This is a genomic window from Flavobacterium sp. 140616W15 (genome assembly GCF_003668995.1).
In the GTDB taxonomy this organism is placed as follows: Bacteria; Bacteroidota; Bacteroidia; order Flavobacteriales; family Flavobacteriaceae; genus Flavobacterium.
In genome coordinates this window covers 1,383,663-1,403,637 of sequence record NZ_CP033068.1, presented here as the reverse complement: position 1 = coordinate 1,403,637, position 19,975 = coordinate 1,383,663, and the positions used below count along the sequence as shown (strand labels likewise).

Genomic DNA, 19,975 nt, shown 5'->3' with positions numbered 1-19,975 from the left:
TATTATAGAAATCTATGTTGCTATGTGTTAGATAAAATACTACAGCGCATCGCTGTTATTTAAACAAAAACCAAAAACTGAACCATTTATTTGTCCATTATGTTTGATTGTTAACTCTGTAAACCATTTGCCTCCTACAGTAATATTTCCTCCTATAGCTCCTATTCCTCCTATGAAACTTATTCTATTATCAGTTATGTTGATTTTCTCTTGACAAGAACTGTTAGTTTTTAGTTGAATGGAGTGATTGTTATTTATTGTAAAGGTAAACTCTTCTTCAGTTTGTGTTCCTTTAAAAGCGATTCCTACATTTGTTACTGGACGAGAGAAGCGAATAACGAGAGTACTAGGTCCACCATATCCTAACCAGAAACCATTAGCTACTACAGCTGCACTACAGTTATAATCACTTTCGTAAATAGACTTTATATTTGAACCGTCATAAGTAACAGTTACTTCTTTTCCGTTTATTATATGTTCGCCTTTTAATGTAGTTATATTTAATTGTTCATTTAGTCCACAAGTCAAATCCGCTATAGGAACTTCAGTATCTGTATAATTCTTTGCTATAACAACAAATTCACAATCTACTCCTCCTATATTCAAATAAAATTTTGCCTCCCCGGACGTAGAAGGCGTTCCTATAATAGAAAAGACCAGACTACCAGAACCTTTCTGGATAGATCCCGAAGGAAGAACAGCCTTCAATCCGATTATATTTTTCGATAAAATAGCAATCTCTCCATAATCAAAAGCTTCTCCTGCATTAGAATAAGGGATAGAAACGGTTGTTCCGCCACCGATTGGGTAATTAGCAATAATATCCTGATTTACAACCACCGCACTACAGTTCAACTCTAATAGACTAGGAATAGGTGCCAATATGCATCCGCTCCATTCTGTGCCATTAAAATATCGGATACAGTTCTCTTTCAAATCATAAACAATAGTTCCTTTCTTCACGGCTTTCCCTGTAGGATTCTTGGTGTTTTCTGCCTGATCAACATGAGGAAGCACTAAACCCCAATCCTTACTAGGAGAAGTGATATCCAGAGCCCCTTCGGGCGTATGTGTACCAATACCACTCTGACCAAAAACAGCAATAAAAGCAAGTAGATTTAATACCGTAAGTAATTTTTTTATCATTTCTTTTAATTTTTATTTTTATCTGTTTAGTTGTCTAAATCATTAGGAATAAAACAATATAACTATCCACTTGCAGGAAACATACTTAATATTCACGATATGATTAATTTGGGGCGCAAAATTAATTATACTTGTTTTTTTTATAGTCTAATAAAAATTATAAAACATGCATTATAAGCTTTACTATTCGTCGAAGTATTTTTAAACCAACTTAATAAAAAAACCTCGTCAGTATTACTAACGAGGTTGGATTGGTTTGCTATTGTGGGGCAAAAAAGATATTTACCTACTTTTCATAAAAAAACTTCGGAACTATGTATTAGGTGAAAATTTAATAAAATACTACAGCCCATCACTGCTATTTAAACAGAAACTAAATACTGCTCCGTCTCCTGCTCCGTTATGTTCCAATTTTAGCTCTGTAAACCATACTCCTCCTACTGTAAGATTTCCACCTACATTATTACCAGTGTATTTTATCTTATTATCTGTTATGCTGAAATAGTTTGCACAAGAACCACTCTTTTTTAGTTCAACAGCTTGTTTTCTATTAGTCGTAAAAGCAACCACTTCACCTGGGTCTGCACCTGTAAAAGCGATTCCTACATTCGTTACAGGACGGGAAAAGGTAATCAAAATGGTACCAATGCTATTCCTCCCTCCCAACCATATACTATTAGCTATTGTAGTTACATCACAATGAGATAATGAAGTAGTATAGGTGTAGGCATTTGAAAAAGTATAATTGACCATCACTTCTTGTCCATTTATTATATGTTTACCAATTAAGCCAGTATTACTTAATTGATCTTTCTGATCGCAACTAAGATTAGTTATAGCCGGAACTTCAATTGCTGTATAATACTTTACAGTAATAACAAATTCACAATCTACTCCTGCTATTCTCAAAGGAAATTTAGCCACCCCTTCTGCAGAAGGCATTCCTGAAATAGAAAAGACCAAATTACCAGCACCTTTTTTAATAGAACCTGAAGATAGAACAGCCTTTAACCCAGTTACACCCTTAGATTGAATAGTAATTTCATCATAACTAATACTCTCTTCTTTATTAAAATAAGGAATAGAAACAGTTGTCCCGGTAGCTACTGGATAATTAACAATAATATTTTTGTTTAAAACAGCTGAACCACATTCTAATTTAATAGGAATTGGTGCTACTATACATCCGCTCCATTCTGAACCATTAAAATACCTAATACAGTTCTCTTCCAAATCATAAACAATAGTTCCTTTTTTCACGGCTTTCCCTGTAGGATTCTTGGTATTTTCTGCCTGATCAACATGAGGAAGCACTAAACCCCAATCCTTACTAGGAGAAGTGATATCCAGAGCCCCTTCGGGCGTATGTGTACCGATACCAGTTTGACCAAAAATAGCTATGAAAGCAAGTAAATTTAGTACAGTAAGTAATTTTTTCATCATTTCTTTTAATTTTTATTTTTATCTGTTTAGTTGTCTAAATCATTAGGAATAAAATAATATGACTATCCACTTGCAGGAAGCATACTTAATATTCACGATATGATTAATTTGGGGCGCAAAATTACACATACCTGTTTTTTTTACAGTCTAATAAAAATTATAAAACATGCATTATAAGCTTTACTATTCGTCGCAGTATTTTTAAACCAACTTAATAAAAAAACCTCGCCAGTATTACTGACGAGGTTTGGATTGGTTTGTTATTTTTAACACATTAAGAACATAGCTTACTTTAGCTAAAATTAGACGTTTCACTTATCTATAGTGCACATAGGTGTTAAATAAAAAGCAAAAACAAACTACAATTCAATCAGCTCCATCAATCATTATCAACACATGTTTGCTCAATACAATTCCAACTGATACCGTTGTACAATTTTAAACAATTGCTAGTCGTATCAAAAACAAGCATCCCTTCGACGGGAGTAGCAATTGCTGTTTCTGGTGAAGCAACTTTACTAATGGCAAAACCTTTTTCTTTAGACTCTAAAATTAAAGCTCCATTTCTTGGATTTACTGCAGGATGATTTTTTCGATCCAGCGTAGAAATAACCGTTAAAGAACCTGCTTCTGTGCCTGTATCAGCACCAGGTCTATAACAAACCCCACAGCTAGTATCATGTGTAACAACAGTAGCGGCAGTAGGAGAATCACAATCGTATTTTACAGAATGATAATAAGCTTTATACGTTCCTTCTGTTGTCACCGTTGTAGGATCTGCAACGTCTTCGTCTTTTGAATCTTTCCAGATTAAAACTGTACCTGGAGGCGTTGGAGATGTAATAAGACTATTTAAGTTTAAAACTCCACCTTGGCAAATACCTCCTCTATCTGCTAAAGCTGGTGCTACATCTCCCGCTTCACAAGCAAAAACCAGTTTGTTACTACTGGTAAAACTTCCTGGAATCTTCCCAAAATTCATTGAAATTCCGATACCATTATCTGTATTAGGATCAGAATCTATCGTATTTTTAAAAGTCATTTCACTTCCTAAATCACTATTTAATAAGCTATAATAAGCAGAAAAATAACCACTCCAAGGTATCCCTTCTAAAAACTCAAAAGCCTCATAGGAAGGTTCTCTCTTTACTCCAACCACCAAATTAGGAGCAGTCCCAGATATAAACCCTGGCCCTCTATCATTACCTTGTAAATAAGTATCCCAACCATGAGCCAATTTAACTTCTTCGGTATTGCCTTCTGGTATAGTTACAGTATAATCCATGTAAAAATCATTTTCTGGAAAATTGTAAACATATTTTACTGTTAAATAGTACCTTAAACCATTTTTAACAGCAGCCAGTTTAATTTCATTTACAAAGTGCCCCGGAGAAGATTCGATACTATTTTGTGGTGTACTACTAACCACCTCTAATTGTTGCTCTGTGACAGATGCAGGTTTCAACATCCCTCCTGTAAAATAAGAATTTCCTACAGCAAGCACTACACCGTGAGTGGTAGTTCCTGGAACATTATATGGACGCGTAGTACCATATGATAAATTGTTAGCAGGATTATATACCTGACCTTTTCCATTTCTTCGAATTTGCATATTTGCAGCACCCGATAGGATAATCCTGAGTCCATCATTTGCATTTGTCCCACCCTTTGGGTTTATTATAGTCTGCCCATAATAATCAACTCCATCACAACTTACATTTGTATCATTACGAGTAAAACGATAGAGCTGCCCGCTTGCTGGACGTACATTGATATTCTCGGTAATGCTTGTAGAGGCCACTGGGCTCTCGCTAGTATTATTGAGCCATAATTGTTTCGCTTCTGCATTCAAAGTGTTATCATTATATATTCCAATAGAAGCAGATGCTTCTATTGTATTGGGTGTTGGCTCCTGATTATAAACATATTCTATGGCATTGCTTCCTTCATACAATTTAACCTGAAAAGAGATTACAGCAGAAGATGCATTATAGTACCACTTCCAGTTTTTCCACTCCGCAGTAAAGACCCGATTGGGTGCGATACCTTCCGTTTTGTATGAAAAAATACCGTGATCTCCATTTAAATCATCCCATAAAGGAGCCAATAAAGTTAAATTAGCATAACGGCTCATTGACAATATATAGCTAGTATTATTTTCACCAATAAAAGAATTATTAAAAGATAGTGTTCCATTAGAGCTAGCATAAAAACCAGTATAAAAATCACATCCCAATTGAAAAGGAAATCCTATGGGAAGCTCATAACTCACTGCATGATCTGCACTAAGAGCAGGAACAACAGTCCCTTCTTTAAGATAAGCATAAGTACTGTTCTCACTGCTAAAAGTATAGGGGATATTTGGATTTATCCGTCTTATCTTCTGTACTTCCTGTGCCTCACTTATTATTGGAAATAGCGCTATAAACGGCACTAAAAAAACAATCTTACTTTGTAATTATATGAAAGATATTTCATAAAAAAAATATTAATGACTCTATTATCATACTTACAAAAACTATAAGTGAGTAAAGAAATAGTGTACTAGTTATACTTAAATTCAGGTGCAAAACTACATATACCTTTTCCTTTTAATCTCTAATTAAAGCCATGAAATTGGTACCAGAAGACTTAATTAATACTATAGAAGTGCCAAGGTGATAATAAAAAAACCTTCGAATCAATAGGATTGGAAGGTTTTTATCAGAGTAAATCGTTTTTTTAAAGGCAATTATATCTAAACAATATCAGGCAAAACGCCAAAGTGATTTTTATAAATAGAAGAAAAATAAGCTACTTTACTATATCCTAATGTATAAGCTAAATCACCAATTGAGCTAAAATCCCCTTTTGCTAAAAGTTCATTGGCTAATTCTAATTTTTCAATTTTAAAAAACAAAGCAGGGCTTTTTCCGTATATGTTTTTATACAGACTTGAAAATTTAGAAACTGACATATTAGCAATTTCAGCTAATTTTATTATTCCTGGAAAAGGAATTAGAAGATCTGATAATAAAAAATCCTGGCTTTTCATAACAGCAACGACATCTTTTTCAAACAATGATTTCATAGTAGAACTGTCATCTCTTAGTCTTTCATAAAAATATCCCAATAAAGTATAGGTAGCATTTTTTAAAAGAAACTCATAATTAAAGCTTTCCATATTATATTGCTTCAGATCATGAAGCAGTACTTTGCTCCTACTATCAATATGCCCGTAAAAAAATAGTTTTTTCTTATTGTTATCAAAATATTCTTAAACCCCTTTTCAATCTTTTCCTTTTCAAAAAAGCTTTAACAGCATCCTTTTTTATGAATAGTCTGAGTGAATAAGCTCTATCTCCTACTTTAGCTTCATAGGAACTGCTTATCTGACTGTCTACAATTCCGAAACCAAGTTTAGAGGTATACCCTATTCTATGCTTTACATCATTTACCACATGACTATTAAAATTATCACTCAAATCATAATATATAATCCAAAATTCCTCCTCTGACTTTAATCGGGTAAATCGCATTTCTTTTTGTAAAACTACATCAATAACTACTACAGACACATCTGGGGAGATTTCTGTAAAATAAAGAGTTCCGTCTACAATTTCTTTAGGAAAATGCATCACTTTATCATCAGTTATAGTACATCCCAATTCATCAACATATTTTTGTTGCCAATGCGGTTTTAAAGAATAAGTATGTTCAAATTCTGGCAATACGCTGTCCATATAGTTTATAATAAATTCTGATATTCTTTTGGAGAAATTCCATATACATTAGTAAACTTTTTTGCCAAATAAGAGGCACTGGAGTAATTTAATTGATCTGAAACTTCTCCTACTGTATATTGCTTTGTTTCTATGAGTTCTTTTGCTTTTTTTAATTTACTATCATGAAAATATACTGCTGGAGACGACCCTAAAACTTTAGTAAATAGTAGTTTATACTTAGTTGGTGACATTAGTGCTTTGGCAGCCAAAAAATCAATACCAGGAAATGCTTCATTGATGTTTTTTTGTAAAAATTTCTTAGAAACGATTATTCTTTTTATGTCATCATTAACAACTTCACCAAGGATCGTTTTTTTTGTCTTTAACTGCTCTAAATAGTTATTTATTAATGCATAAGTAAGCGCTTTAAAACTCATCTCATAATAGGGGTTATCTGGTGCCATTTTTCTAAAATCATTTATTAAAACCTGACTTTGATAACTCATTCTGTCTACGTTGATAATTGTATTCTTTTTAGAGTCGAAAATAATATCTTCTTTAATTTTACAAACATTCTTTAAATACTCTCTAAAAATAGTTTTTTTTATAATGACATAAATACAATACAAATTAGTTTCTTTTTCAATGATATGATCTACATCTAATGCGCCATCTATCATCAAAAAATTATAGTCCAACTTTCCAAATCGTGTTGGTTTTTTATTCATAACAAGCTCAACATCTGAATTATACATAAAGAAAGATAAAACCACAAAACTCGTATCCGTATTATTCTTATGTTTTAACAATAACGTTTGTTTAAAACTTACATCAACCAGCATCGCTATAATTTCTTCTTCTATATTTAAAATTAAATGTGTTCCTTTATAGATATCATTATCCCCTCTTATAAAATTACCATCTACAACACCTCCCATAGCATTTGCTATAACTCCTACCCAATCGGGACTGCTGTCAAAATCTTGTTCTACTACTTTCATAAAAAATAATTATACCTTAGAGCCTGTTTAAAATTTATCTAATTATTTTTTAATGGATTATTTTTCGCTATATTTCGTTAAATTTATCAAAAACAAGTTAATTATTCTTTCAAAAATTTGCCTTATCTATCGCCAAATAATCTCATAAAAATTCTAACATTTAAACAGGCTCTAAATGTAAAAAAAAACATTCTAAATTTTTATTCCTTCAAATTATAAATACACATCTCATTTGTTTAAAAATGCATTCTTTTTACCATTATAAGCTCGTTGGGATCAATTACTTCTCTAGCTATTACTCTCTATTTTTTTTACAAAAACTGCACTGGATTCGCCAGCAAGAAACAGGATGGTAACTTTTTTGAATCCTATTTCTTTAGCCCATGATTCAAAATCAGTGCCAGCAAAATCAAAAGTATCTCCAAATTCGATTAGCCTATTGAGGGAAATAGTTAAACCGAAAACATTCTTTTTACGTTATATTGTCAATAATAGCTTCTATAACAATAAAGCACCACTTTTTGCTAGAGTATTACAGCTTTTTTAAATCAACATTTTTTATTTCAAGATTCGAATCCTGTAAAATCAATCCCATAGTTATACCAACTTCTTTAGGGAATTCTTCTATAAAAAAATCGATTGTACCTGTTTTTATCTTATCGTTTGATTCGTGTGTCGCTATGTTTTCAATGGCAAGTGGCTCTACTAATGGCAGATCATATACAGTACATTCCTATGCAAATTGTATTTGACTGCCTGAACAGATAAAAGACCAGTTACTCCCCCCATGCCGCAAAGTTTTTGTATGGAGAAAAATCAAACTGATTCGCTAAAGTAATAAAATTCTCAATACATCACCTAAACATAACATACATTGAAAAGATAAAGTTTCCTCAATTCTATTTTACGTAATCTATTTCTGATGTTGTCAAATAGTAAAAAGCTTAAATATCACAACAGCCAGTAGCACTTTGAAATTTTAAAATTCTTTTATATCATTTTCAAAATTCTAATTAAACAACTCCTAAAGCAAAAAACAACTTACCTAACTAATAAACAGTAAATTGCACAAATAAAACAAAAAGAAAACAGCCCCTACAACTACACAAATAACAAGCAAACACACGAAGAATAACGCTTTTAAAAAACTAGGAATGAATTAAATAAATCATAATTTTTATATAATTTGTCTTTTATCAAGCCCTTTAGAAAAGTTAAAATCCCTATATTTACTTTTTAGCGCACAAAATTACGTTGAACAAATAGTCAATATCTATAACGTAAAGCCAATTAATTTTAAGCAGTCAAGATGGGAAAACATACCATAACAGAAGAAATAGTATCATTAAAAGACAATCCAATACCCAATAACCTAATAAAGAAAGCTGATTTATTACCTGATCCGCAATCTCAATTAGATTCTACAAGAAGGAAAGAAAGACCTATGATAGATTCTAGTATTCCGTATCGAAATTTAACAGATGCTGCTAGTAAAAAAGAAAGTATTGGGCAACTCATCAATAAACTAGATGTTGAAACTAATATTAGGTATCAAAGAACTCCAGAAGATACGTATTGTAATGTGTATTCCTACGATTATTGTTATTATGGTAAAGTCTATCTTCCTACAGTTTGGTGGACAGGTGAGTCTTTAAAAAAAGTATTGCAAGGACAAGAAGTTGAAGCTGTTTTTGGACAAACTGTTGACCGCATTTACTCTAGTGCTATACATGATTGGTTCTTAGAATGGGGCGCTAGTTTTGGCTGGGAAAGAATGCATACTGTTGATGAAATTCAAAATAAAGTAAATACCAATGGCGGAATTGGAATAATTTGCGCCAAAAGAAGACAAAAAGGACTCTCTGGACATATTGTTCCCGTTGTTCCCGAAACAGATTTACATAAAGCCTATCGCGAGAATGGCATCGTAGTATATCCGCTCCAATCGCAAGCGGGAAAGGAAAACCATAACTACTTTTCTGAAGAGAGAAAAGATTGGTGGAATGATGAATTATACTCCTTTTATGTGCTTTATTACCATGAATAAATAAAAACAATCCCTTTGATTGTTTAAGAATTAAAATACTTACTGATTACCAACGTATTACATAGTTGCAAATCACATAAAAAAGAACTATATTTGCAACTTGGAAAAAACATGAATAGCCAAAATCAAAATTGAGCTATTCATCCGCTTAAATTATTGATATAAAAGCAATTAATGACAATCGTAATTTTATAACTTCATTATAAAATTTTACCTTTTTATCAATCTTTCAGTCGATACAAATGCAAGTTTCTGAGGACAAAATATAAATTTCTACAATTTTAAAAATTAAGATAAATCCGTTGGAGTGCAATTCGTGAAAACGCATTCAACACATAGAAACATAGTTCCAATAGCTATTGGGATAGAATTGATAATCAAAGGCAATTCAAGAAAAATATTTTTTTCGCATAGCCTTATGTACTTTATTCTAAGTAAAACGTCTTTTTTAGACTATGTTAAACTATCCTTCTATGTGTTAAAAATTACACTGGATTGGGGTTATTTTTTTAAAATGGATGCATCTATTATGCTAATCCGTACAAATTGTTTTGTCCCTGTTTTAAGCAGATTAAGCTCGTATATCCAAATAAAAATAAAGGCTTTAAAAAATTTTAATTAATCACATAAAAGACAATTAGTATAAATGAAAAACACACCTACAAAAAAGTATTATTGGGGCATAGGATTAGAGAATGAAACCTACTTGCAATTTGCCGATCCCTTAATAGTCACTGGTGCGTTTATACAAGAAAAAATTGGCTTTGAGAGATATAGTATTGACTACAGAAAATGCTATAAACCAGATAGCTTGGCTCCTGTATTGGAAAAAGCTTTTAATTTAAATGAAAACTATCAAGTTAGCAGAATGATGAATAGTCATTCGCTGGAAAAACTAGATATCAACTTTCAGCACAAAACATTAGCAGAAGCAATTCAATTAGTTGATGCCCCTACTGCTGAACCTGTACAGCCAATTGAAAATCCAGAATACCTTGGTAAATCAATCATGGAGCTTTTCCTTGAGGAGCAACCCTACAATATTCAGAGCATGATTACCCAAAGGAATAAAACAATGGGTTCTGTACATTTTGATGGTGATTCTATCGAATTTGTAACCAAATATTTTGAAAACAGAACAGTTGTTGATTCCTGCAAAGAATTAAAAGCAACCAAAAAATTATTCATTGATAAAATTAATGAATCGGCTGTACTAAAAGAAAAATTAGATTTCCCAGATTACAACAATGGACTTAATATGTTTATGACCAATCAGGAAAATCTGGTTTTATTTAATACTGGAACCTATCATTTTCATATTACTTTACCAACATTAACTGAAGACAGCAGGATTATTGATTACAATAATTTTGAAAAAACACATGCTAATGCTATTTATCTCTTGCAATGGTTTGAGCCCTTCTTTATAGCAACTCTAGGAAGTCCCGACATTATGGGGGTGATTAGTGATACATATAATTTAGACAAAAATTTTACTCTAGGTTCTATGCGAAATGCCATGTCACGTTACATAGGCGTAGGAACGTATAACAAAGCCATGCCAAAAGGTAAAATTCTAACCTATAATGTAGATGATTTTAGAAAACTGCTGAAATTTGAAAAAGAAGAAAACGTTTGGTGGCGTGATCAGATTGAAGCAGATATGCAATATGAAATGCTTTCGGAACTAGGACTTGATTTTAATCAGGAAAAAATGTACCAAAGCGGTTTCGAATTCAGAAGCTTTGATGAGTTTCCAACGGAATACTTAAATGATGTGCTTCAATCAATTCTTTTAATTTGTGAACATTCCTTAAACCTGCCTAATGTACAATGGGGGCACGATAGCATTGCTTGGAATAACCTTGTTGTAAAAACGCTAAAAACAGGTTATTTAGCCGAAATTAATGAAGCTGAAAAGAACGAAATTTTAGATTTACTACAGTTATTAAATCCTGCTGATAGCAATTACAATACGCTAAAATCTGAATTTGACGCAATCGTAATGCTAGATGAATTTTTCTTTAAAATTTTAGAAGTCTTACATCACCTATACAAAGACAACAATGTTTGCCTGGATGCGATGTACGGACAAAAAACAAGCACCGCACCAAAATGGGATAACTTTAATAAATACCAAATAGAAAAGCATTTGCAAAAAATAACTTCAATAAAAATGGACTGCCAGTTGGTTTAAAAATCCAAATTCCTGAAGGTTTTATTGATAAGCTGAGAGAATCTTTAAATAATTTCTATTTAAAATAAAAGACAAACTTGGGTTAGATTTTTTAATTAAAGTCTGATCCAAGTTTTTTTTTTGAGTTTATATTTGATTAGAGAATATTCATAACTTGTAAAAAATTTATATATTTATTAAGTTAGCTACCATTATAAACCAAATATTCATCTATGAACATACTTCCGAATTTTGATATAAAATCAGATGCAAAAATATCAAAGGAATTCTTGAAAAGAAACATCTTAACATTTCATCAAGCAACGGAATTCATTCAAAATTTAGATTACGGACGTAACGAAAACAAAGATGATTTAAGAACACTTTTCTCAGATAACAAAGGAACTTGTAGTACCAAACACGCTATCCTAAAGCAATTAGCAGATGAAAATTCTTTTAGCTATATTAAATTAATACTTGGGATTTTCAAGATGAGTGCCACCAACACACCAAAAATTGGAAATACTTTATCAAAAAAGAATCTGAAGTATATTCCAGAGGCGCATAATTACTTAAAATATAAAAACATCATTTTCGATTTTACTAAACCAAACTCATCATCGGCTGACTTTGAAGATGATTTACTTTTTGAAACCGAAATTCAACCAAACGAAATAAGCCAACATAAAATCCAAATGCATAAGAATTTCTTAACAAATTGGCTTAATGAAAATAACAACATTAATTATTCTCTTGATGAACTTTGGGAAATCAGAGAGCAATGCATTCAAAATCTATCAGAATAAATAAAATAAGGTCTTCAAATCCGAGTTTTAGGCTGAATTTATAGTTCATTTTATACTTGTGAAATTTGTATCTAATAAAAAACAGACCTCTTTACCCCTATCTTTAATTAATCATTTAAAGCTTTATAATGAAACAAATCCTTTACATCTCCTTTTTACTTCTTTGTTTTAAAGGTACAGCACAAACATTAAAAGACTGCTCCACTTGCTCCACGCAAATCATCACAGCTGCACAAATAAAAGATTTAAGTATTGACGAAATACGACTATTAACCAATGCCATTTATGCACGAAATGGATATCAATTTGAAAACTCAAGATTCCAAAATTATTTTGAGGAAAAATCCTGGTACAAATCAAAAAACAATAACAAAGCTGTTGTATTTAACGAAATCGAAAAACAAAACATCAACTTTTTACAAGAAGCAACAAAAACACTAAAGGCAAAACATAGCGAACTGATTAATCAGCTAAAATCATTTAAGGAATTTGTTTTAACCAACAAAACAAATGAACTAAAATCAAAATTTGGTTTTTTCTATGAGAACCAAACCGGAGCTGATGAGCCGAAATCACTCAAAGAGGTGCTAAATAAAATTAATTTAGACAATATTAATTATTACAAAAACAAAGGTCTGAATAGTGTCATGGAAGATAATGGCTTTGTTAAAATTTTTTACGAACTTTCGATAGAAGGAGAAAAAATAAACATCTACTATAACTATATGGGGCATTCAAAAATAATTGAAGGCTTTAATGAGTTTACAGATTATCACTCAGAAAATGAATATATGTATAATTGGCAATTCGAATTTACAAACCGTAAATTAAAATTTATACGATTGGCTGTTGCTGGATAAAAAAACTAGCCTAAACAAGGGTTTTGTATTAGATAAATAAGACATTTGCAACGGTGCATAAAACATACTAAAATTGTATTTTTCAGAGCAGATGCCTTTTTTACAAGTATTTTATTACCTTTAACTCCTACAGATTATATTAATTTTGATATCATAACATATACCGCTATGACACACATAAAAAAACACCAAGGTCGAAATATAAAACGTTTCCGTGAAATGCTAGGCATAAAGCAAGAAGCCCTTGCATTTGAACTTGGCGAAGACTGGAACCAAAAAAAAATATCATTACTAGAACAAAAGGAAGCTATAGAAACCAATATTTTAGAACAAGTAGCGCAAATACTCAGAATCCCTGTAGAAGCTTTCGAAAACTTTGATGAAGAGCAAGCTATTGTAAATATTCAAAATAATTATGAAGGTGCTAACACTGGTAATGGAACTTTAAACAACAATGCAAATTATGTAGATTGTGCATTCAATCCCATTGATAAAATAGTTCAGTTATATGACGAAAAAATTGTCCTTTATGAGCGCATGCTTAAAGAAAAAGACGAAATGATGTTGAGACTAGAAAAGTTGATTCAAAACAAATAGCTATCATTCCAATAATATATAAAAGCTTAACCTTTGGTTAGGCTTTTTTTATGGGGTATAAATTGGTTATTAGTATAAGAGGAATCAAGATTTATTTGTGATTGCCTGTTTTTATATTGCTATTTAAAAATAAGCGCTTCTTTTTTTACGTAAATTAGCTACAATTAAATAATTAGAAAAATCATACTAACTATCTATCAATCCTCCTTTTTATGAGAAAACACAACAACCTAAAAAATAGTATAGCACTTTCTCTACTATTTTTAACTTTTCTGTCACCAGAAGTTTATCCTTGTACCAGAGTTGTCTATAAAGGTCCTAACAACACTATTATTACAGCTCGCTCTATGGATTGGAAAGATGAAATTGATGCTAATATTTGGATTTTCCCAAGAGGATTACAAAGAGACGGTAATGTTGGTAAAAACTCCATTAAGTGGACTTCTAAATACGGAAGTGTAATCACCAGTGCATGGGATATTGCTACAGCTGATGGTATCAACGAAAAAGGATTGGTTGCAAATGTTTTATGGCTAGCAGAGAGCCAATACCCAAAATTTAACCCTCAGAGCTCTTCTAAAGGAATTACTATCTCTGCTTGGGCTCAATATGTACTGGACAACTTTGCCAACGTAAAAGAAACAGTAGATGAGTTAAGAAAAGAAGATTTTGTTATTGTATCTGATTATATACCTGGAACAACAAAATTCACCACCTTGCATCTTTCTATTTCTGATGCCACGGGTGATAATGCAATTTTTGAATATGTGGGTGGAAAGCTTGTAATACATCATGATGCCTCTTATACTGTAATGACTAACTCGCCTATATTTGAAGAGCAATTAGCCATCAATAAATACTGGCAAGCCATTCCGGGAACTATTATGCTACCAGGAACTAATCGGGCGGCCGACAGATACGCAAGAGCCTCTTTTTATATCAATGCAATACCACAAACTTCAGATATTCGCACCTCTATTGCTAGTGTTTTTAGTGTAATTAGAAACTGCTCTGTTCCTTTCGGAATCTCTTCTGAGACTGAACCTAATATTTCTTCGACAAGATGGAGATCTGTTGCTGATCAAAAAAATCTAGTGTATTACTTTGAAACTGTTCTAACTCCTAATACTTTTTGGGTCGATTTAAAGAAAATTGACTTTAATAAAAACGCTCCCGTTAAAAGACTAAGCGTGAGCAAAAATGAAACTTACGCGGGTGAAGCCTCTCAAAAATTTATTACCACAAAACCATTTACATTTATAGGAATATAAGAGAAACAGTTGGAGGATAATTTCTTTACAGCAGGTTAACTTAATACAAACAAAAAGCTTCTTTTCAATTCTTAGAATTAAAAAGAAGCTTTTTTATAAATTACATCAAACGGGTTAACTACCCTATCGCTATCAAATTAAAAACATCTGCAATTCGATCTTTTAATTTTATTGAAAATTTCATAACGAAAGAAAATTTCATGTGAACCTGAATTATAATTAGCCAGCTTGGTTGTTTCTGCATCATAAGCATATCCAACCATCAAACTTTCTGACACCTGAAACCCTACCATTCCACTCACTGCAGCACTCCATCGGTATGCAATTCCGGCTGTGAATATTTCATCGTAGAAAAAATTTGCTGACAAGTCCATTTGCAAAGGAGCTCCTCTAGAAACCTTGGCTAACATAGAAGGCTTAAATTTTAAATTGTAATCTAAATCAAAAACATAACCAGCCATTAAATAATAACTCATTCGTTCTTTGACTACAAAACTCGAAGCTGTATTACCGGCACTTTTGTCGTAATAACTTGTCTCTAACATTTTAGGAATCGAAAGCCCTATATAAGATACATCTGAATACCAATATACCCCCGCTCCTATATTTGGAGAAAATTTATTATCGATATTTTCTTGAAACCTTGCATCAGAAGGATTATAGATATCCAGTTTTGTAAAATCTACATTAAGCAAATTTGCAGTTCCTTTTAGTCCAAAAGCTAACTTATAAGTATCTGAAGTATGAATTGTATAAGAGAAATCTGCAGAAATAGAATTCTCTGACATAGGGCCAATTTTATCATTGATTATCGATGCTCCCCATCCAACATTACTAAGTTCAATTGGTGAATTAATAGATACTGCATTTGTTACTGGAGCACCATCTAACCCAACCCACTGGTTTCTGTGTGTAGCAAAAATACTCATCGCCTCGCGTGAACCTGCATAGGCTGGATTAATCGTTGTGGTATTATACATGTATTGTGTAAATTGTGCTTCTCGTTGTGCAGAAGCTGCATTGTATATTAATAGAATTAGCAGTGTTAAGAATAATTTTGCGTTTTTCATTTGGTAAAATAATTTATCGCGCAAGTAACACATTTTAAACAATATAATACGGTTAAAAAATAGCACGAGAAGCCTTTTTTTCAACATGCTTATAACGCAAATAAACAACTGAAAACCAAATAAATAATGGGTGAGTTAGCGAAAACAAAGGAAACTCAAAGAGAAGTTTTAACAAAATCATCTGAAGGTTTTCTTCCGAATTGCTGTAAATACTTGGAAGAAAAATAACTTAATGTACAAAAAGTCAATTCTTTTGAAACGTGTATTAATGAATCATAATCGCCGCTTTTAAGCAGTTTATTAGCGAGAACCAATTTCTCTCTCATAAAGAAATTATTGGGTGTACTCATAAACATTTTTTTGAATAGAGTGGTATATTTTGAAACAGACATATTTGCCATCTTGGCCAAAAGTATGATTCCAGGAAAATTTCCAGATAAATTATCTAATAGATATTCTTTAGTTAAATTTAAAAATTCAATTTCTCTTTCGGGCACATAATGAAGTTTTGGAGTCTGATTAGAATAACGATCTATAAAGATTCCCAGTAACCTAAGTGTTACTCCTCTTAAATAAACATCAAAGGCGGGATCCTGAAAGGATTTGTTTTTAATGGCATGCATAATAAGCATACTCTCACTATCAATAGTATCATAAAAGAAAACACTGTTTTTATTTTTTTTTGCTTTCCGTTTATCAAACTCTTTTTTTGCTCTGTTAATAACCGAAAAATTAAATAACTCTTTGCTAACTAATAATCGCATAGCAAAAACACGTTCGCCTACAACCGGTTGGAAAGTTTTATCTATAACATTATCAAAGACTCCTAATGCAAAATCTGCTTTATATTCTATTTTTTTATCTCTTTCTTTACAATCAACCAAATTCATTCCATCAGTAAAATTATAATGGATTAGATACAAATCTTCATCAGATTTATATCTTCTTATTTTAATTGGCTTTTTAAATCTTAAATCCCATATTACAACAGATAACCCCGGAACAACTTCTGTATAATAAAAACTTCCATCGGCTAAACTCTTAGGCATGAGTAGCAATTTATCATCAATTAACTCCGCTCCAAACTGCTCAACAAGTTGTTTGGTTAATTTCTTTTGCCAATCAGCTGTTAAAGTATACGTATGGCTAAGTTCTATCATTATTATAGTTGTTTAATGAAATTCTTTGGAGACATCCCAAAAGATTCTTTAAATTTTGTAATAAAATACGAACTACTAGAGAAATTTAACTCTTCAGAAACTTGACTTATTGTCAACTTTTTTTCTTCCAAAAGCTTTTTGGATTCAAGCAACTTATTATTCATGAAAAAAAAGTTCGGAGTCATTCCTGTAATTCTTTTAAAGAGTTTTTTATATTTTGATACTGACATACTTACCTCATGCGCCAAGAAAGGAATACTAGGAAAAGTATTTTTTATATTTGCTATTAAGTAACCTTTTGATCTTATAATATTAGCCAAATCATTGTCATCGATAGTATCAATTACGACCTCATCAAAAATCATTTGCTCTACAAACTCTGCAATAAGATTTAGTACTGTTCCTCTCAAATGAAATTCGAACGATATTTCTTGTAGGTTTTTAGACCTCAAACTCATCAGAAGATTATAGCTTTTATTACTCATTCTGGTGAATCGAATTATCGAGTTTGTCTTAGAATTAAGGATACTATCTATATGGTTTTCAATTGAAGGATTATTTTTAAAATACCCCTTAATAGCCTCTTTTTTTATGAAAATGTAAAGTCCATACGTTTTACTCCCAGATTTTATAATATAATCCGAACATAATGCACTATCAATAATAGCCATATTATAACTCCATCTTCCAATACGATTTACAATATCATCAGATAATAAAGCGGCTTGTCCGTCTGTAAGATCGTAATATATCCCTATAAAATCATCTGTCTTATTTTCTTGTCTTAAATGAATTTCTGAATTGTATACAACATCTAAATAAAGCGCTGAAATATCAGGATCACAATTTAAAAAATACCTGTTTCCTGTGTGAATATAATCTGGCACTAAAATAAAATTACCATCAATTTTTCCTTCTAACTCTTTTGCAAGTGGTTCAACCCAATCTAATTCTACTCCATAATGATGCGTAATTTTTTTCATTGTAATCTCTTTAAATCTTTCGCAAAACAAAGTACGTTTTGCATTAATACTCTTAAAAAAAAATATAATTAATGATGTAATCCTGTTATATTGTGTTCATGGAATAGACATCATTAAAAATCATGTGGGGGAGATTTTTAAACCAGGTTGCTTTATTTTTTATCCTTAAAACACTAGAAGCTTAAATGGAATAATACGTATAAACACTATATAAAATAGGCTTAAAATCGTATTTATTTTAAAGTAAATATAAAAAAAAATATAGGAAAACAATATGAAAAGAACTTTAAAGCAAACAATATGGTTAATTTTTTATTTTTTGATATAATAAAAAATTAAACTGCTGAATCTTACTGTTTTCTTTAACATTATTAATATTACAATCTCAAAATAAATAATTTATGATATCAGATTAGAGGTGATTCTGTTTAAAATTCATCTTTTTAAATTGAAAATATCACTACTAGAAGGAAGTATTATAGTATTCAATTCTTCCTCGATTTTCTTATGCATTTGGGATAAATAAAAAAAGGGTAATCTTATAGACTACCCTTTGTATTATGCCACCATTATAATGTGGTTATTCTCCACTATTCATAAATGTCATTAAAAGTGTGTAAGCATTTTTAGTAACGATTTTTGATGATGAATTTATTAGATCAGACTTAATCTGGCGATACCCTTCATTAATCGTTCCAGGCACTACAGTAATCATTTTATAATTATTATTACCTGTATGAGCAAAAACAAAGAACTTTCCTTGCCATCTTACTACAGCATCTTCTGGTACTGTAAGTGCTTTTTCATTTTCAAATTCTGCTTCGGCATTTATAAAAAGCCCTGGAAGCAATGAACTATCATATTGCTTTATTTTACAAACAACCTCAGCAGCCCTATCGCCATTAAGACTTTGATTTATATAGGCGATTTTTGCTTCATATTTCTTTGAGGGATTGCTATTGGTAAAAGCTGTTACTGTTTGTCCTACAGAAAGTAAGTGTACATCTTTCTCAAAAGCATTCATAACAAGTACTATATCACTTGTTTCCATTAATTCAAAGAGCATATCTGTTGGCGAAATATATTTCCCCACATTTACATTAACCTTTGAAACTAATCCATTTATTGGAGAAACTATAGTTACTGTTTTGCTAATATTAGATGCTGTAAGTGTTTTTACATTAATTCCTAGTAACGCTAATTTCTGCCCTAATGAAGCCATATTTATACGTTGCGTTTGCATTTCTGTAGCTGTTTGTTCGAACAATTTATCACTACTTGCCTTCTTTGCATTAAGTTCTTTTTGTCTGTTGTACTCACTTTGAGACAATTGAAACTTTTCTTTAGCCGTTAGGTAATCTTGCTGTAGCTGTATGTATTGCATATCTTCTACCACTGCAAGCAATTGGCCTTTTTTAACGTTCATTCCGGCTATTAAATCAGTTTTTTTAATATATCCTCCTAGCGGAATACTTATGCTTACCACACTTTTGGGTGGCACTGTAACTGTTCCTTGAAGATTCAATATCCCTTTTACGTTTTTTTCTTGGGGATTCCCCACTATTAACCCCGCATTCTTTACTTGCTCGTTAGTTAACAGAATACTATTTTCTTGCTTATTAGCTTCAATATTATTTTGTGGTTCTTTTTTATCACTCTTGCAGGATACTATAAATAACATCCCTAAAACTGTGGCTATATATGTTTTCAT

The 19,975-nt window shown here is 31.5% G+C and carries 16 protein-coding genes; 6 read left to right on the top strand and 10 right to left on the bottom strand.

Features of this window, described 5'->3' with window-relative positions; translation table 11 throughout:
• Positions 1–39 precede the first annotated feature (39 nt).
• The 6 genes from EAG11_RS06050 to EAG11_RS06025 all read right to left on the bottom strand — a co-directional run bounded on the left by EAG11_RS06050 (position 40) and on the right by EAG11_RS06025 (position 7,294).
• Positions 40–1,146, bottom strand: a complete 1,107-nt coding sequence (locus tag EAG11_RS06050; RefSeq protein ID WP_129538373.1) for a hypothetical protein — start codon at positions 1,144–1,146, stop codon at positions 40–42.
• Between the two features lie 342 nt (positions 1,147–1,488).
• Entirely contained in the window at positions 1,489–2,589 is a 1,101-nt protein-coding gene (locus tag EAG11_RS06045) for a hypothetical protein (RefSeq protein WP_129538372.1), read from the bottom strand.
• Positions 2,590–2,968: 379 nt separating this feature from the next.
• On the bottom strand, positions 2,969–5,023 hold the full coding sequence (locus tag EAG11_RS06040; protein WP_129538371.1) for a hypothetical protein: 2,055 nt from the start codon (positions 5,021–5,023) through the stop codon (positions 2,969–2,971).
• A gap of 303 nt (positions 5,024–5,326) precedes the next feature.
• Positions 5,327–5,752 carry an AraC family transcriptional regulator gene (locus EAG11_RS06035; protein ID WP_129538370.1) on the bottom strand — a complete coding sequence of 142 codons (426 nt, stop codon included), beginning with the start codon at positions 5,750–5,752 and terminating at the stop codon, positions 5,327–5,329.
• A gap of 82 nt (positions 5,753–5,834) precedes the next feature.
• Positions 5,835–6,311 carry a hypothetical protein gene (locus EAG11_RS06030; RefSeq protein ID WP_129538369.1) on the bottom strand — a complete coding sequence of 159 codons (477 nt, stop codon included), beginning with the start codon at positions 6,309–6,311 and terminating at the stop codon, positions 5,835–5,837.
• Between the two features lie 5 nt (positions 6,312–6,316).
• Complete coding sequence (locus tag EAG11_RS06025; RefSeq protein WP_129538368.1) at positions 6,317–7,294, bottom strand: helix-turn-helix transcriptional regulator; 978 nt, start codon at positions 7,292–7,294, stop codon at positions 6,317–6,319.
• Between the two features lie 1,309 nt (positions 7,295–8,603).
• Here EAG11_RS06025 and EAG11_RS06020 point away from each other — a divergent pair.
• The 6 genes from EAG11_RS06020 (at position 8,604) to EAG11_RS05995 (ending at position 15,051) form a co-directional block, all read left to right on the top strand.
• A complete protein-coding gene (locus EAG11_RS06020) occupies positions 8,604–9,341 on the top strand; it encodes a hypothetical protein (protein WP_129538367.1) in 738 nt (245 codons plus the stop codon).
• A gap of 646 nt (positions 9,342–9,987) precedes the next feature.
• Positions 9,988–11,538: a hypothetical protein gene (locus EAG11_RS06015; protein ID WP_129538366.1), complete on the top strand. Its 1,551-nt coding sequence runs from the start codon at positions 9,988–9,990 to the stop codon at positions 11,536–11,538.
• 212 nt (positions 11,539–11,750) lie between these two features.
• Positions 11,751–12,323, top strand: a complete 573-nt coding sequence (locus tag EAG11_RS06010) for a hypothetical protein (RefSeq protein WP_129538365.1) — start codon at positions 11,751–11,753, stop codon at positions 12,321–12,323.
• A 128-nt stretch (positions 12,324–12,451) separates the two neighbouring features.
• Positions 12,452–13,183: a YARHG domain-containing protein gene (locus EAG11_RS06005; protein WP_129538364.1), complete on the top strand. Its 732-nt coding sequence runs from the start codon at positions 12,452–12,454 to the stop codon at positions 13,181–13,183.
• 168 nt (positions 13,184–13,351) lie between these two features.
• Positions 13,352–13,780 carry a helix-turn-helix domain-containing protein gene (locus EAG11_RS06000; RefSeq protein WP_129538363.1) on the top strand — a complete coding sequence of 143 codons (429 nt, stop codon included), beginning with the start codon at positions 13,352–13,354 and terminating at the stop codon, positions 13,778–13,780.
• A 212-nt stretch (positions 13,781–13,992) separates the two neighbouring features.
• On the top strand, positions 13,993–15,051 hold the full coding sequence (locus EAG11_RS05995) for a linear amide C-N hydrolase (RefSeq protein WP_129538362.1): 1,059 nt from the start codon (positions 13,993–13,995) through the stop codon (positions 15,049–15,051).
• Between the two features lie 137 nt (positions 15,052–15,188).
• Here EAG11_RS05995 and EAG11_RS05990 read toward each other — a convergent pair whose 3' ends face one another.
• The 4 genes from EAG11_RS05990 to EAG11_RS05975 all read right to left on the bottom strand — a co-directional run bounded on the left by EAG11_RS05990 (position 15,189) and on the right by EAG11_RS05975 (position 19,975).
• Positions 15,189–16,121: a type IX secretion system membrane protein PorP/SprF gene (locus EAG11_RS05990; protein ID WP_129538361.1), complete on the bottom strand. Its 933-nt coding sequence runs from the start codon at positions 16,119–16,121 to the stop codon at positions 15,189–15,191.
• Between the two features lie 155 nt (positions 16,122–16,276).
• On the bottom strand, positions 16,277–17,281 hold the full coding sequence (locus tag EAG11_RS05985; RefSeq protein WP_129538360.1) for a helix-turn-helix domain-containing protein: 1,005 nt from the start codon (positions 17,279–17,281) through the stop codon (positions 16,277–16,279).
• Between the two features lie 2 nt (positions 17,282–17,283).
• Positions 17,284–18,264 (bottom strand): AraC family transcriptional regulator, encoded by a 981-nt coding sequence (locus EAG11_RS05980; protein WP_129538359.1) that lies wholly within the window; start codon positions 18,262–18,264, stop codon positions 17,284–17,286.
• A gap of 580 nt (positions 18,265–18,844) precedes the next feature.
• Complete coding sequence (locus EAG11_RS05975; RefSeq protein WP_129538358.1) at positions 18,845–19,975, bottom strand: efflux RND transporter periplasmic adaptor subunit; 1,131 nt, start codon at positions 19,973–19,975, stop codon at positions 18,845–18,847.